Raw genomic sequence first — 14,060 nt, 5'->3', positions numbered from 1 at the left:
ATGTCCTCCAGACGTGACTGGTTATTACAGCAAATGGGCATTACGCAGTATGTACTGCGGCGTCCGCGCGCCTTGCAGGGTGAGATTGCACTCACTTTGCCGCCGCATACGCGCCTGCTGATTATCGCCGATGTGCCGCCCTCTACCGATGATCCACTGGTCAGCGACGTGCTGCGTGCGCTGGCAATCGGCCAGCATGAGGCTTTTGCCCTGACGCCGGATCAGCTGGCGATGCTGCCGGATGACCATCACTGTGCCAGCTGGCGCCTCGGGATGGATACCCCGTTGACGGTGCAGGGCGTGCAGCTGGCTTCTCCGGCTCTTGAAGAGCTCTACCATAATGCCAGTGCGAAACGTGTACTGTGGCAGCAGATTTGCGAACATGACTCAGATTTCTTTACTCACCCCGAGCGACCTTAGCCACGCCTTTGCGATTGAACAGCGTAGCCACGCTTTTCCGTGGACGGAAAATACCTTTGCCAGTAACCAGGGCGAGCGCTATCTCAGCTACCGGCTGGATGTGGATGGTGTGATGGCGGCTTTTGCCATCACCCAAATCGTGCTGGATGAAGCCACGTTGTTCAATATTGCCGTCGATCCTGCTTTTCAGCGCCGCGGACTGGGACGTCAGCTGCTGGAGCATCTGATTGCGGAACTGACGCAGCGCGACGTGCTGACGCTGTGGCTGGAAGTGCGCGCCTCAAATCATGGCGCTATCGCGCTGTATGAGCAGCTGGAATTTAATGAGGTCTCGGTGCGCAGAAATTATTACCCGACCGCAGAAGGTCGTGAAGATGCGCTGATTATGGCTTTAACCTTGTGACCAATAACAACAGGATTTATCACCAGATGTTAAAAGATTGGGATTGGATTTTATTCGACGCTGATGACACGCTTTTTCATTTTGATGCTTTTGCTGGTTTGCAGCGCCTGTTTCAGGACTACGATGTACAGTTTTCCACCGCCGATTATGATGATTATCAGGCGATTAATAAGCCGCTGTGGGTTGATTACCAGAATGGCGTCATCAGCGCGTTACAGCTTCAGCATCAGCGTTTTCAGGGCTGGGCGGATAAACTGAGTGTTGAGCCAGGCGAGCTGAACAGCGGTTTTCTCACCGCAATGGCGGAGATTTGTGTGCCGCTGGAAGGGGCGGTAAACCTGCTGAATGGCCTGAAAGGCCGGGTGAAAATGGGTATTATCACCAACGGTTTTACCGCGTTGCAGCAGGCGCGTTTGCAGCGCACCGGCTTTCTTGAGTACTTCGATCTGCTGGTTATCTCTGAGCAAGTCGGCTATGCAAAGCCTCATGCGGCCATCTTTGACTATGCTTTAGCGCAAATGGGCAATCCGTCGCGGGAACGCGTGATGATGGTGGGTGATAACCCTGATTCCGATATTCTTGGCGGCATCAACGCCGGGCTTGCCACCTGCTGGCTGAATGCGGATAACCGCGTTAAGCCTGAAGGCATAGACCCTGACTGGCAGGTCTCCTCGCTGAAGCAGTTAGCTGAATTATTGCAGGTTTAATCTGATAAGGATAAACCCTGCAATGACGGTTATCGCGGGGTGCTAAAACCACAGACCGTTCTTAGATAACACTCCGCGAACTCTGTACTGAATCTCCGTGCTGCACAGTTGAAAACATCAGAACTTGATGATGTAGTTTCAGCGGCAAAAATGCACAGGCGCGGAGTCGTAAAAATGACCCAAAAAAAGCAAAACCCCCGGCGCAAGTTATCCCCTTTATCGCTGATTTTACCTGCCATTATGCTGTCAGGTACGACCGGGCTGGGGCAGATGGCGCATGCAGAAGATGTCCTGCAATATCAGCCGGCTGTTGTTACGCTGGAGGGGGATGTTGATATGCAGCAGTTTGATGGCCCGCCAGGCTACGGCGACGGACCGGATGATAAAAAGGTCTATGTGCCGGTGCTGCATCTGTCTGCGCCGGTAACGGTAAATCCGCCACCAAACACCTCGAATGAAAATGCGGACAGTGAACCTGAGAATAATGTGACTGAAATGCAGATTCTCTCTGATCACGGCCCGGTGAAACTCAATGGTTGCTATCGTATTAGCGGAAAACTGATGCATCAGGTTATTGCCGATCACTACACAACGGTATTAATTATTATGGATTCGGCGCAACCTTCGACCCACTGTAACCAGGCAACCGGGCTGCCTTGATATCTGGCGAGTTGGCTTTTTCTGCCGTACACTCCCCCGACAGCGAACCCGCAAAATTTATCTGAGGTCAATCCGGTGTAAAACAGGCTTAATCGTCCGCCAGCTGATGGCGACAGCACGCTGCCAAATGGCTTGTTGCTCCTTTCTGAACGATTAAGCGCCGTTGCGGATTGTGTATAGCCCCCGGATCGGCGAAAATGCCGGCCATTGATGATAAATCGCCTGTGACAGCGGCTCTGCGCCGTGGCCTCACAGCGCCAAACCAGAAGACTCCTGATGTCAAATGCACCTTTTATGCAAGAGGTGGCTCGTCGCCGCACTTTTGCCATTATTTCTCATCCCGATGCCGGTAAAACTACCATCACTGAAAAAGTGTTGCTGTTCGGACAGGCCATTCAGACCGCCGGTACCGTAAAAGGTCGTGGTTCCAACCAGCATGCGAAGTCTGACTGGATGGAGATGGAAAAACAGCGTGGTATCTCGATTACCACCTCGGTGATGCAGTTCCCGTATCGCAACAGCCTGATTAACCTGCTGGATACCCCGGGACACGAAGACTTCTCTGAAGATACTTACCGTACGCTGACGGCGGTTGACTGCTGTCTGATGGTGATCGATGCCGCCAAAGGGGTAGAAGATCGTACCCGTAAGCTGATGGAAGTCACCCGTCTGCGCGATACGCCGATTATCACCTTTATGAACAAACTTGACCGCGAAGTCCGTGATCCGATGGAAGTGATGGATGAAGTGGAAAACGAGCTGAAAATCGCTTGTGCGCCGATTACCTGGCCGATTGGCTGTGGTAAGCAATTTAAAGGCGTTTACCACCTCTATAAAGATGAGATCTACCTTTATCAGAGCGGTCAGGGCCACACGATTCAGGAAGTACGCATTGTTAAAGGTCTGGATAACCCGGATCTGGACAAGGTCGTCGGTGAAGAGATTGTGTCGCAGCTGCGTGAAGAGCTGGAACTGGTGCAGGGCGCATCACACGAATTTGATCAGCAGGCTTTCCTTGCTGGCAAACTGACGCCAGTGTTCTTCGGTACCGCACTCGGTAACTTTGGTGTCGATCATATGCTGGACGGTCTGGTGGAGTGGGCACCTTCGCCAATGCCGCGCAACACCGATACCCGTGTTGTCACCGCAGCTGATGAGAAATTTAGCGGTTTTGTCTTTAAAATTCAGGCCAATATGGACCCGAAACACCGTGACCGCGTAGCCTTTATGCGTGTGGTTTCCGGTAAATATGAGAAAGGTATGAAACTGCGCCAGGTGCGTACCGGTAAAGACGTGGTGATTTCCGATGCCCTGACCTTTATGGCTGGTGACCGCTCGCATGTAGAAGAGGCTTTCCCGGGCGATATTATCGGATTGCATAACCACGGCACCATCCAGATTGGTGATACCTTTACCCAGGGCGAGAACATGAAGTTCACCGGCATTCCGAACTTCGCCCCTGAACTGTTCCGCCGTATTCGTCTGCGCGATCCACTGAAGCAGAAACAGCTGCTGAAAGGGCTGGTTCAGCTATCAGAAGAGGGCGCGGTGCAGGTCTTCCGTCCGGTGCATAACAACGATCTGATCGTCGGTGCGGTCGGTGTGCTGCAGTTTGAGGTGGTGGTTGCGCGTCTGAAAAGCGAATATAACGTTGAAGCGATTTACGAATCGGTTAACGTTTCCACCGCCCGCTGGGTGGAGTGCAATGATGTGAAGAAATTCGACGAATTCCAGCGTAAGAATGAAGTTAACCTGGCGCTGGATGGAGGCGATAACCTGACTTACATTGCTCCTACCATGGTAAACCTGAATATCACCCAGGAACGCTATCCTGATGTGGTCTTCCGTAAAACCCGCGAACATTAATCGTCAGGTTTTAATGATGCTGGCCGGCTTTGCCCGGCCAGCATTTTTTTCCTGGCAGGCTATAATTGTGCAGGTTTGCTGATAACCGTCTATTCTTTACCCGCCTCACACAGACTCCTCCTAAAAAACCTCTGTTTTCCCGCTTTTGCCTGCTTTTACACCATCAGATCCAGCTAAATCCTGATTCTTGACTATGATTATCTCTGTCGGCTGCTGGTTTGTGTGGTTTGCATCCGGTAACCATTTCAACAGTTACGCCGTTTGTAGCTGTAAAGCCCACGGTTGTGGGGCGTATCAACAGGTAGAAGGAATATATCGATGAACAACTCTAAAATCGTTAAAACTCTGATGGCTGTAATGGTTGGTTCTGCGCTGATGAGCGGCTCCGCTCTGGCAGAGCAAAGCGCGACTCAGAAAGCATCAGCCACCGCCGATAGCGCGGGTTCAAAAATCGATAGTTCTATGAAAAAAGTCGATGGCTACATGGGCGACAGCTCAGTTACAGCAAAAGTTAAAGCCGCTCTCGTTGATGACGAAGCGATCAAAAGCACTGATATCTCCGTTGAGACCCACTCAGGTGTGGTAACGCTGAACGGTTTTGTTACTTCACAGGATCAGGCAGAGAAAGCGGTTGCGCTGGCTGAGAAAGTGGAAGGCGTGAAATCAGTGAGTGACAAACTGCACGTTAAAGACAGCAAAAAGCAATCTGTAAGTGGTTATGCAGGCGATACGGCAACGACTAGCGAAATTAAAGCTAAACTATTAGCTGATGACATCGTACCGTCTCGTAATGTGAAGGTTGAAACCACCGATGGCGTAGTTCAGCTGTCCGGCGCGGTGAAGAGTCAGGCGCAGTCCGAACGGGCTGAAGGGATTGCCAAAGCCATTGAAGGTGTGAAAAGCGTTAAAAACGACCTGACAGTTAAACCTTAATGGTCAGCATGCGATGGTTTCCCTCAGGGAGCCATCGCAGAAAGGTGTATTAACAAGAAAGAGAAGATAAGTCCGTGGGAATGCTCCCCGGACAGACACAAGCAGTTCGATTTTCACTATGGTAAAGGAGAGGCTTATGTTTCGTTGGGGTATTATTTTCCTGATTGTCGCGCTCATCGCAGCTGCGTTAGGTTTTGGTGGTTTAGCAGGTACAGCCGCGTGGGCAGCTAAAATTGTCTTCGTTGTCGGTATTATTCTGTTCCTCGTTAGCCTGTTTACCGGCCGCAAAAGGCCTTAGTTAAATCGGACATGTGTTTCGATTAAGTTCTCTTAGCGGAGGCCAGTCATGAATAGCGACATCATCGTTGGCAGATATAAGCAATTGAAAGGCCAGCTATGGTTGATGTGGGCGGAATGGTTTGATAACGATTGCGCCTGGGTCGCAGGGAATAATGACTGGCTCTCCGGCATCCTCCAGGAGGATTACGGCAGAGAGCAGCAGGATCCGTCACTAAAAAGCACCTCACCTCGGGAGCCTTTGCAATAAGGGCTACCTTGTTTGTCATCCCCTCTTCCCGATGTTATAACCCCTCAGATACCGTCTGTCGCTGCTACAGCATTTCTGAGGAGTACGCCGTTGGGCAAACGCATTCCTGTCACGCTGGGCAATATCGAGCCATTAAGGTTACCCCACTTTAAACCGGGTAAAATCGCACTGGTCTGTGAAGGTGGCGGGCAGCGTGGGATCTTTACCGCCGGGGTGCTTGATGAGTTTCAGCGCGCTAATTTTAACCCTTTCCATCTGATGCTGGGCACCTCCGCCGGCGCACAAAATCTGTCGGCCTTTGTCTGCGCGCAGCCGGGCTATGCGCGCCGGGTGATCACCCGTTACACCACCAGCAAACTGTTTTTTGATCCTCTGCGCTTTGTACGTGGCGGACATCTGATCGATCTTGACTGGCTGACAGATATCACCGCTAAAGAGTTTCCCCTGGCGATGAGCAGCGCGGAGAAGATTTTTAGCAGCGGCAAAGAGTTCTATATGTGCGCCTGTCGCAGTGATGATTATACGCCGGGCTATTTCGCGCCAACGGCGGATAACTGGCTGAATATTATCAAAGCGTCCAGCGCGATCCCCGGCTTCTACCGCCCTGGCGTGGATCTGGATGGCATCAGCTATCTTGACGGCGGTATCAGCGACGCCATTCCGGTGCGCGAAGCAGCCCGCCGTGGCGCCGATACCATTGTGGTGATCCGCACCGTGCCTTCGCAGATGTATTACACCCCGCAATGGATCAAGCGAATGGAGCGCTGGCTGGGCGAAAGTGCGTTGCAGCCGCTGCTGCATGTTATCCAGCAGCATGAGCAGAGCTATCACCAGATTCAGCGTTTTATTGAAAAGCCGCCGGGCAAACTGCGTATTCTGGAAATTTATCCGCCGAAACCGCTGGCCAGCAGTGCGCTGGGCAGCCGGGTGGCGTCACTGAATCAGGACTATCACCTTGGTCGCCGTTGCGGGCGCTATTTCCTCGCCACTGTTGGCCAGTCACTGAACGACAGCGGCAGCTTTATGCGTCATCTGCAGGTCACCCCGCCGGCGGCAGTGGCTAATGAGCCGGCGAACAATGCAATTATCCGCGGTCCGGTGGCCGGTAATGATATCGATTATGACGAAGGATCCCGTGCATGAGTTTTGTTGATACCCACTGTCATTTTGATTTTCCGCCGTTTAGTGAACATGAGAGCGAGAGCTTACAGCGCGCCGCCAGCGCGGGCGTCGATAAAATTATTGTTCCTGCGGTGACAGCCGATCGTTTTCAACGGGTGCTGGCGCTGGCGGAAAACCATTCTGCGCTGTATGCCGCGCTGGGACTGCATCCGCTGGCGATCGCTGAGCATAACGATGCGGCCATCGCGCTGCTGGAGCAGCATTTGCAGCAGCGTCCGGCCAAACTGGTGGCGATCGGCGAGATGGGGCTTGATCTCTATATGGATAACCCGCAGTTTGCTAAACAGCAGGCGCTGCTGGATGCGCAGTTGCGGCTGGCGCGTGATTATCAACTGCCGGTGATCCTGCATTCGCGCCGCACCCATGACAAACTGGCGCAGCATTTACGGCGGATTGAGCTGCCGCGCCGTGGCGTGGTGCATGGCTTTGCCGGTAGTCTGCAACAGGCAGAAGCGTTTATCAAAGCAGGCTATAGCATCGGCGTAGGTGGCACTATTACTTATCCGCGTGCCAGCAAAACCCGTGAAACCATTGCCCGTCTGCCGCTTAACGCACTGCTGCTGGAAACCGATGCACCGGATATGCCGCTGTGCGGTTTTCAGGGACAGCCAAATCGCCCTGAGCGTATCCTGAATGTCTGGCAATCTTTGTGTGAATTACGCAGCGAAGCCCCGGAGCTTATTCGTGAAACCTTGCGTGAAAATACCCGCCAGTTGTTTACCATCTGACTTAAATGTTAGAATTATAACATCATCCGCTGAATAGCCTTGAATGCCGCAATCTGGCTTTGGTTATGGCATTTGATCGCGTTTTTATGTGAAATATCTCACAAAAAATATAGAATGCTAATAGTCGTTTCTTAATCATATGTGAGTTGACGCACATCAATGGCGCCAGTGCGCTGTTAGAATGTTAACATCGTCGCAAGGCTCACTAAACTGTTGTTGGAGAGTAGCATGACTGATGTAACTGCTGCGGCGCTGCGCGCCCTGAAATTGATGGATCTGACCACCCTGAATGATGATGACACCGATGCGAAAGTGATTGCACTGTGTCATCAGGCAAAATCCCCGGCGGGTAATACAGCCGCCATCTGCATCTACCCGCGTTTTATTCCGATTGCGCGTAAAACGCTGCTGGAGCAGGGTACGCCGGATATCCGTATCGCCACCGTCACCAACTTCCCGCATGGCAACGACGATATTGATATCGCGCTGGCGGAAACCCGTGCCGCGATCGCTTACGGTGCCGATGAAGTGGATGTGGTATTCCCGTATCGCGCACTGATGGCCGGTAACAGCGAAGTCGGTTTTACGCTCGTGAAAGCCTGTAAAGAAGCCTGCGCCGCCGCCAATGTGCTGCTGAAAGTAATTATCGAAAGCGGTGAGCTGAAAGAGACGGCGCTGATCCGTCAGGCATCAGAAATTGCCATTGATGCTGGCGCCGATTTTATCAAAACCTCCACCGGTAAAGTGCCGGTTAACGCCACGCCGGAAGTGGCTGAAATCATGATGACAGTGATCCGTGATAAAGGCGTTAAAGCGCAGGTTGGTTTTAAACCAGCCGGTGGCGTACGTACTGCTGAAGACGCCGCACTGTACCTGAAACTGGCTGACGACCTGCTTGGCAGTGACTGGGCCGATGCGCGCCACTTCCGCTTTGGCGCCTCCAGTTTGCTGGCCAGTCTGTTGAATGCCGCCGGATATCAGGGCGCCACCAGCCAGTCCGGATATTGATTCGCCCATGTTGGTACCGAATAGGGGGTTACCTTGTTTCTGCCGCAAGAAATTATCCGTAAAAAGCGCGATGGCCTGACCCTTAACGACGAAGAAATCCGTTTTTTTATTAATGGCGTGCGCGACAATACCGTCTCTGAAGGGCAGATCGCCGCGCTGGCGATGACCATCTGGTTCCATGATATGTCCCTGCCGGAACGTGTCGCGCTGACTATGGCGATGCGTGATTCAGGCACGGTACTGAACTGGCAATCCCTGCAACTTAATGGTCCGATTGTCGATAAGCACTCCACCGGTGGCGTCGGCGATGTCACTTCCCTGATGCTGGGGCCGATGATTGCCGCCTGTGGTGGTTATGTGCCGATGATCTCCGGCCGTGGCCTCGGCCATACCGGCGGCACTCTTGATAAACTCGAAGCGATACCCGGCTTTGATATCTTCCCGGAAGATGACGCTTTCCGCCGTATTATCAAAGAGGTGGGCGTGGCCATTATCGGCCAGACCAGCTCGCTGGCACCGGCGGATAAACGTTTCTACGCTACCCGTGACATTACCGCGACGGTGGATTCGATCCCGCTGATTACCGCATCGATTCTGGCGAAAAAGCTGGCCGAAGGGCTGGATGCGCTGGTGATGGATGTCAAAGTGGGGTCCGGCGCTTTTATGCCGACTTTCGAACAATCAGAACTGCTGGCGCAGGCGATCGTGGGCGTGGCTAACGGCGCCGGGTGCAAAACCACCGCGTTGCTGACCGATATGAATCAGGTGCTGGCCTCCAGCGCCGGTAACGCGCTGGAAGTGCGCGAAGCGGTGCAGTTCCTGACCGGCGAATACCGTAATCCGCGTTTGCTGGAAGTCACCATGGCGCTGTGCAGCGAGATGCTGCTTTCCGCTGGGCTGGCCAGCGATGACGCTGATGCGCGCGCAAAACTGCAACAGGTGCTGGATAACGGTAAAGCCGCCGAGGTGTTTGCCCGTATGGTTGCGGCGCAGAAAGGTCCGATCGACTTTATCGACAAGCTGGACAGCTATTTACCGGCGCCGATGCTCAGTAAAGCGGTCTATGCCGATCGTCCGGGTATTGTCAGCGCGATGGATACCCGTGCGCTGGGGATGGCGGTCGTTGCAATGGGTGGCGGTCGTCGTCGCGCCACGGACAGTATCGACTACAGCGTCGGACTCAGTGATATGGCGCAGCTGGGCGATCATATTGATGCTCATCGTCCACTGGCGGTGATTCATGCCGCCAGCGAATCTGGCTGGCAGGAAGCGGCGCATGCGCTAAAGTCAGCGATTAAACTGAGCGACAGTGCGCCAGCGACGACGCCCGTTATCTATCGCAGAATCAGCGCATAACCATCAATTCGGGTATACTGATCTGATCGCTATTTTTTAATCCGCATCGCGTGCATACGCAGGAGAGCAGGATGAAACGTGCATTTATTATGGTGCTCGATTCCTTCGGAATCGGTGCCAGTAAAGACGCTGACAAGTTCGGTGATGAGGGTTCTGATACCCTTGGCCACATTGCCGAAGCATGCTTTAAAGGTGAAGCGGATATCGGCCGTAAAGGCCCTTTACAGCTGCCTAATCTCAGCGCGCTGGGTCTGGGGAAAGCGGCGGAAGAGTCCACCGGTAAATTTCCGCCAGGACTGGATAAAAACGCCGAAATTATCGGTGCTTACGCTTATGCCAAAGAACTCTCTTCCGGTAAAGATACGCCGTCAGGCCACTGGGAAATTGCCGGTGTGCCGGTGCTGTTTGACTGGGGTTATTTCACTGACAAAGAGAACAGCTTTCCCCAGGCGTTGCTGGATAAGCTGGTAGAGCGCGCAAATCTGCCGGGCTATCTCGGTAACTGCCACTCTTCCGGGACGGTAGTGCTTGATCAGCTGGGCGAAGAGCATATGAAAAGCGGTAAGCCGATTTTCTATACTTCTGCTGACTCGGTGTTCCAGATTGCCTGTCATGAAGAGACCTTTGGCCTCGACCGTCTGTATGAACTGTGCGAAATTGCCCGTGAAGAGCTGACCGAAGGTGGCTACAATATTGGCCGCGTGATTGCGCGTCCGTTTATTGGTGATAAAGCCGGCCATTTCGAGCGTACCGGTAATCGTCACGATCTGGCGGTTGAGCCACCAGCGCCCACCGTCCTGAAAAAACTGGTGGATGAGCAGGGCGGGGAAGTGATCTCGGTCGGTAAAATCGCTGATATCTATGCCCATGTTGGTATTACCAAAAAGGTGAAAGCCACCGGTCTGGATGCGCTGTTCGACGCCACCATCAAAGAGATGCAGAGCGCTCCGGATAACGCCATTGTATTTACTAACTTTGTCGACTTTGACTCCACCTGGGGCCACCGTCGCGATGTTGCCGGTTATGCGGGCGGACTGGAGCTGTTTGACCGCCGTTTGCCGGAGTTAATGGCGCTGGTAAAAGAGGATGATATTCTGATCCTCACCGCCGACCACGGTTGCGACCCAACCTGGCACGGGACCGAACATACGCGCGAGCATATTCCGATTATGATTTACGGTCCGCAAGTGAAGCCAGGTTCGCTGGGTCATCGCGAAACCTTTGCTGATATCGGTCAGACGGTGGCGAAATATTTTGGTCTCTCGGCGATGGATTACGGCAAAAGCATGCTGTAATTGCAGCACTGACAACCTGTTTTAAGGCCGTTGCTGACGGCCTTTGTATTGAACTAATAAAGGATAACAAGATGGCAACGCCTCATATTAATGCTGAAATGGGTGACTTCGCGGACGTGGTACTGATGCCAGGCGATCCGCTGCGCGCGAAACATATTGCCGAAACCTTCCTGCAGGATGCGGTTGAAGTAAATAATGTGCGCGGCATGCTGGGTTACACCGGCACCTATAAAGGCCGTAAAATTTCCGTGATGGGTCACGGTATGGGCATTCCATCTTGCTCGATTTATGCCAAAGAGCTGATCACCGAGTTTGGTGTGAAGAAAATCATTCGTGTCGGTTCATGTGGTGCGGTACGTGCTGATGTGAAACTGCGCGATGTGGTGATTGGTATGGGCGCCTGCACCGATTCCAAAGTGAACCGCATGCGTTTTAAAGATCATGACTTTGCGGCGATTGCGGATTTCGATATGGTGCGTAACGCGGTTGATGCTGCTAAAACACTGGGTGTGGATGCGCGCGTTGGCAATATCTTCTCTGCCGATCTGTTCTATACACCAGACCCGCAAATGTTTGATGTTATGGAAAAATACGGTATTCTCGGTGTGGAAATGGAAGCCGCGGGCATCTACGGCGTGGCGGCGGAGTTTGGCGCGAAAGCCCTGACCATCTGTACTGTGTCGGACCATATTCGTACTCACGAGCAGACCACCGCCGCTGAGCGTCAGACCACCTTTAGCGATATGATTCATATCGCCCTGGAATCTGTGCTGTTAGGCGATCAAGAGTAACTTTATACGGCTGCATGGGCGGCGTTCTCGCCGCTCATATCTGTCATAGTATCTATTCACTGAACACATCTTCCTCTTGCGTTAACCCGCGTCTGCTGTACATTTACTGTTATATTATCTATTCAAGTATCTATTCATAAATCTATTCACTATGACCGATCTAAGCGCATTACTGCTGCACGGGCCGCTGGATAGTGGCACCTTGCAGATCCGGCTGAATATCAGTCAGGCAACGTTGTCGCGGCGGCTGGCCAGCGAGGGCGACAGCATCCTGAAGTTTGGTAAGGCGCGGGCAACGCGTTACGCCTTGTTGCGGCCGTTGCGTGGTGATGCGGTATTTCCGTTATGGCAAGTGGATGAGCAGGGACGGGCATACGCCGCAGGCCAGCTCTATAATATCTGGCCTGTGGGGAGCTGTGTGATTTGTGATACGCAGGGGCAGTGGCAACACTATCCGGGGCTGCCGTGGTTTATCAACGATATGCGTCCGCAGGGTTTTTTAGGGCGCGCATGGGGGCGTGAACTGGCACAGCAACTGGGTTTACCTGAGGATATCCGGCTATGGAATGACGAGCACAGTCTGCTGGCGCTGGCGACTCATGGCGCGGATATTGGCGGTAACTGGCTGGTGGGCGAGCAAACTTACCGGCAGTGGCTCAGCACACACCCGCAAGCCATCAGTCAGCAACAGAAACCGACCCGCTATCCCGAGATGGCGTCGCGCGTACTGGCTGGCGAAGAAGTGGGATCATCAGTGGGGGGGGAGCAGCCGAAATTCGCCTGTTATGCCAGCTGGCAGGGTCGGGATGCGCATCTGTTAGTGAAATTTACTCCAGCGCGCGACAATGAAAATAGCCAGCGCTGGCGCGATCTGCTGCGTGCCGAGGCGCTGGCGCTGGCGCTGTTGCGGCAGTACGGCATCGACGCTGCAGCATGCAACCTGCTGCAGAGCGCCAGCCAGCAACTGTTTCTCGAGGTGGAACGTTTTGACCGCATTGGCATCGGTGGACGATGCGGCCTGGTGTCGCTGGAAGCGGTGCTGGCGGAGTTTGCCGGTTTGCAGGCATCCTGGCCGGTAGCGTTGCGTGAGCTGGCGGACGATGACGTCATTGATGAAGAGAGTGCCCAGCGCGGCACGTTACTGTGGGCCTTTGGCCGCCTGATCGCTAATGGGGATATGCACGCGGGTAATCTGTCGTTCTGGTATCAGTCGCTGCCGCTGGCACTTGCTCCGGCTTACGATATGTTGCCGATGTCTTTTGCGCCCAACAGCGCCGGATATATGCGCGACACGGTGGCGGCCACCGAACTGGATAGCCGCGTATCACAGGAGATCTGGCAGCTGGCCTGGGTCATCGCCTGTGATTACTGGCAGAGGCTGGCACAGGATCAGGCAATCAGCGCCGGTTTTCGTCGGCTGGCGGCTGAGATGTTGCAACAGGTGACTCAACTGGAAACACAGATCAGGCGTATGGCCTGATCAGCTTTTCTCTTCCGCTTTTGGCGTCGCTTCTGCGTCGCGCTCTTCCTCATCATCCTCTTTAACCGGCTTGCTGGCCGTCAGCAGGAACGGTGATTGCTGCCAGCGGGTGCGGCGGTCGCGCAGCAGGGTGCGGGTCAGGATAATGCCAATCGCCAGCGCCAGCAGCATCATCAGACGCAGAATATTGGTGGTGTTATCCACCTGCTTGGCTTCCGTCACCAGCACATGCGTGTCCAGCGTGACGCGCAGAAAACCAAGCGGACCGCCATTGCTGTCGAGCGGCTGCACAATCTGATGGTTAAAGTAGCTGCCAGCACGCTTACCGTCGATGGCCAGCCGATCGCGCACATTGATATTTTCGCCACTGCGTGCCAGCAGCGTGCCGTCATCGTTATATACCGAAGCATCCAGAATACGGCTGTGATCGGTCATCTGCGCCAGCAGCGCCTGGATTTGCTGACGGTTGTCGTCGCCATTCTCCATTAATGGTGTCAGGCTGAAAGCAACCTGTTTCGTCAGGGTGCGCGCCAGCTCCTCGACCTGCTCGGAACGGGCCATCTGATGGCCGAGACTGAACCATGAGGCGCCCTGCATCAGCACAACCAGCAACGTCAGACAGATCAGGACAATCACAGTGCGGTGCAGACGAAATTTCAGTTTGGCTTTTGCCATCTCAAACCT

At 53.7% G+C, this 14,060-nt stretch carries 16 protein-coding genes; 15 read left to right on the top strand and 1 reads right to left on the bottom strand.

What is annotated here, in order from left to right; translation table 11 throughout:
* The 15 genes from N5923_RS12745 (at position 1) to yjjJ (ending at position 13,376) form a co-directional block, all read left to right on the top strand.
* A complete protein-coding gene (locus tag N5923_RS12745) occupies positions 1–420 on the top strand; it encodes a DNA polymerase III subunit psi (protein WP_267141355.1) in 420 nt (139 codons plus the stop codon).
* Positions 383–823 (top strand): ribosomal protein S18-alanine N-acetyltransferase, encoded by a 441-nt coding sequence (gene rimI, locus N5923_RS12740; protein ID WP_267141354.1) that lies wholly within the window; start codon positions 383–385, stop codon positions 821–823. Before N5923_RS12745 ends, rimI begins: the two co-directional genes overlap by 38 nt.
* A 26-nt stretch (positions 824–849) precedes the next feature.
* On the top strand, positions 850–1,530 hold the full coding sequence (gene yjjG / locus N5923_RS12735; protein WP_267141353.1) for a pyrimidine 5'-nucleotidase: 681 nt from the start codon (positions 850–852) through the stop codon (positions 1,528–1,530).
* Positions 1,531–1,704: 174 nt separating this feature from the next.
* Positions 1,705–2,190 carry a hypothetical protein gene (locus N5923_RS12730; RefSeq protein WP_267141352.1) on the top strand — a complete coding sequence of 162 codons (486 nt, stop codon included), beginning with the start codon at positions 1,705–1,707 and terminating at the stop codon, positions 2,188–2,190.
* 276 nt (positions 2,191–2,466) lie between these two features.
* Positions 2,467–4,056, top strand: a complete 1,590-nt coding sequence (prfC, locus tag N5923_RS12725) for a peptide chain release factor 3 (RefSeq protein WP_267141351.1) — start codon at positions 2,467–2,469, stop codon at positions 4,054–4,056.
* A gap of 318 nt (positions 4,057–4,374) precedes the next feature.
* Positions 4,375–4,989, top strand: coding sequence for a molecular chaperone OsmY (gene osmY, locus N5923_RS12720; RefSeq protein ID WP_267141350.1), 615 nt, complete (start codon positions 4,375–4,377; stop codon positions 4,987–4,989).
* A gap of 136 nt (positions 4,990–5,125) precedes the next feature.
* Positions 5,126–5,287, top strand: a complete 162-nt coding sequence (locus tag N5923_RS12715; RefSeq protein WP_017800599.1) for a DUF1328 domain-containing protein — start codon at positions 5,126–5,128, stop codon at positions 5,285–5,287.
* Positions 5,288–5,335: 48 nt separating this feature from the next.
* Positions 5,336–5,536, top strand: a complete 201-nt coding sequence (locus tag N5923_RS12710; protein WP_267141349.1) for a CsbD family protein — start codon at positions 5,336–5,338, stop codon at positions 5,534–5,536.
* 90 nt (positions 5,537–5,626) lie between these two features.
* The gene (locus N5923_RS12705) at positions 5,627–6,679 is read left to right on the top strand and encodes a patatin-like phospholipase family protein (protein ID WP_267141348.1); all 1,053 of its coding nucleotides are present in this window, start codon (positions 5,627–5,629) and stop codon (positions 6,677–6,679) included.
* A complete protein-coding gene (locus tag N5923_RS12700) occupies positions 6,676–7,446 on the top strand; it encodes a TatD family hydrolase (protein WP_267141347.1) in 771 nt (256 codons plus the stop codon). Before N5923_RS12705 ends, N5923_RS12700 begins: the two co-directional genes overlap by 4 nt.
* A 228-nt stretch (positions 7,447–7,674) precedes the next feature.
* The gene (gene deoC, locus N5923_RS12695) at positions 7,675–8,454 is read left to right on the top strand and encodes a deoxyribose-phosphate aldolase (protein WP_267141346.1); all 780 of its coding nucleotides are present in this window, start codon (positions 7,675–7,677) and stop codon (positions 8,452–8,454) included.
* Between the two features lie 33 nt (positions 8,455–8,487).
* A complete protein-coding gene (gene deoA, locus N5923_RS12690; protein ID WP_267141345.1) occupies positions 8,488–9,810 on the top strand; it encodes a thymidine phosphorylase in 1,323 nt (440 codons plus the stop codon).
* Positions 9,811–9,881: 71 nt separating this feature from the next.
* On the top strand, positions 9,882–11,105 hold the full coding sequence (gene deoB / locus N5923_RS12685) for a phosphopentomutase (RefSeq protein ID WP_267141344.1): 1,224 nt from the start codon (positions 9,882–9,884) through the stop codon (positions 11,103–11,105).
* 71 nt (positions 11,106–11,176) lie between these two features.
* The gene (deoD, locus tag N5923_RS12680; protein WP_267141343.1) at positions 11,177–11,896 is read left to right on the top strand and encodes a purine-nucleoside phosphorylase; all 720 of its coding nucleotides are present in this window, start codon (positions 11,177–11,179) and stop codon (positions 11,894–11,896) included.
* A 151-nt stretch (positions 11,897–12,047) separates the two neighbouring features.
* Complete coding sequence (yjjJ, locus tag N5923_RS12675; protein ID WP_267141342.1) at positions 12,048–13,376, top strand: type II toxin-antitoxin system HipA family toxin YjjJ; 1,329 nt, start codon at positions 12,048–12,050, stop codon at positions 13,374–13,376.
* Here yjjJ and N5923_RS12670 read toward each other — a convergent pair whose 3' ends face one another.
* Positions 13,377–14,051 (bottom strand): YtjB family periplasmic protein, encoded by a 675-nt coding sequence (locus N5923_RS12670; RefSeq protein ID WP_267141341.1) that lies wholly within the window; start codon positions 14,049–14,051, stop codon positions 13,377–13,379.
* Between the last annotated feature and the right edge of the window lie 9 nt (positions 14,052–14,060).

This window comes from Winslowiella arboricola, assembly GCF_025527015.1.
Taxonomy (GTDB): domain Bacteria; phylum Pseudomonadota; class Gammaproteobacteria; order Enterobacterales; family Enterobacteriaceae; genus Erwinia; species Erwinia arboricola.
The sequence above is the reverse complement of the archived record's forward strand: the minus strand, read 5'-3'. Positions and strand labels throughout refer to the sequence as shown.

Bases quoted from the DNA above. Each gene is read 5' to 3' on its own strand.
- N5923_RS12670 (WP_267141341.1), bottom strand. From the start codon at position 14,051: ATGGCAAAAGCCAAACTGAAATTTCGTCTGCACCGCACTGTGATTGTC.
- deoD (WP_267141343.1), top strand. From the start codon at position 11,177: ATGGCAACGCCTCATATTAATGCTGAAATGGGTGACTTCGCGGACGTG.
- N5923_RS12700 (WP_267141347.1), top strand. From the start codon at position 6,676: ATGAGTTTTGTTGATACCCACTGTCATTTTGATTTTCCGCCGTTTAGT.
- deoB (WP_267141344.1), top strand. From the start codon at position 9,882: ATGAAACGTGCATTTATTATGGTGCTCGATTCCTTCGGAATCGGTGCC.
- prfC (WP_267141351.1), top strand. From the start codon at position 2,467: ATGTCAAATGCACCTTTTATGCAAGAGGTGGCTCGTCGCCGCACTTTT.
- N5923_RS12745 (WP_267141355.1), top strand. From the start codon at position 1: ATGTCCTCCAGACGTGACTGGTTATTACAGCAAATGGGCATTACGCAG.
- yjjJ (WP_267141342.1), top strand. From the start codon at position 12,048: ATGACCGATCTAAGCGCATTACTGCTGCACGGGCCGCTGGATAGTGGC.
- N5923_RS12715 (WP_017800599.1), top strand. From the start codon at position 5,126: ATGTTTCGTTGGGGTATTATTTTCCTGATTGTCGCGCTCATCGCAGCT.
- osmY (WP_267141350.1), top strand. From the start codon at position 4,375: ATGAACAACTCTAAAATCGTTAAAACTCTGATGGCTGTAATGGTTGGT.
- N5923_RS12730 (WP_267141352.1), top strand. From the start codon at position 1,705: ATGACCCAAAAAAAGCAAAACCCCCGGCGCAAGTTATCCCCTTTATCG.
- N5923_RS12710 (WP_267141349.1), top strand. From the start codon at position 5,336: ATGAATAGCGACATCATCGTTGGCAGATATAAGCAATTGAAAGGCCAG.
- rimI (WP_267141354.1), top strand. From the start codon at position 383: ATGACTCAGATTTCTTTACTCACCCCGAGCGACCTTAGCCACGCCTTT.
- deoC (WP_267141346.1), top strand. From the start codon at position 7,675: ATGACTGATGTAACTGCTGCGGCGCTGCGCGCCCTGAAATTGATGGAT.
- yjjG (WP_267141353.1), top strand. From the start codon at position 850: ATGTTAAAAGATTGGGATTGGATTTTATTCGACGCTGATGACACGCTT.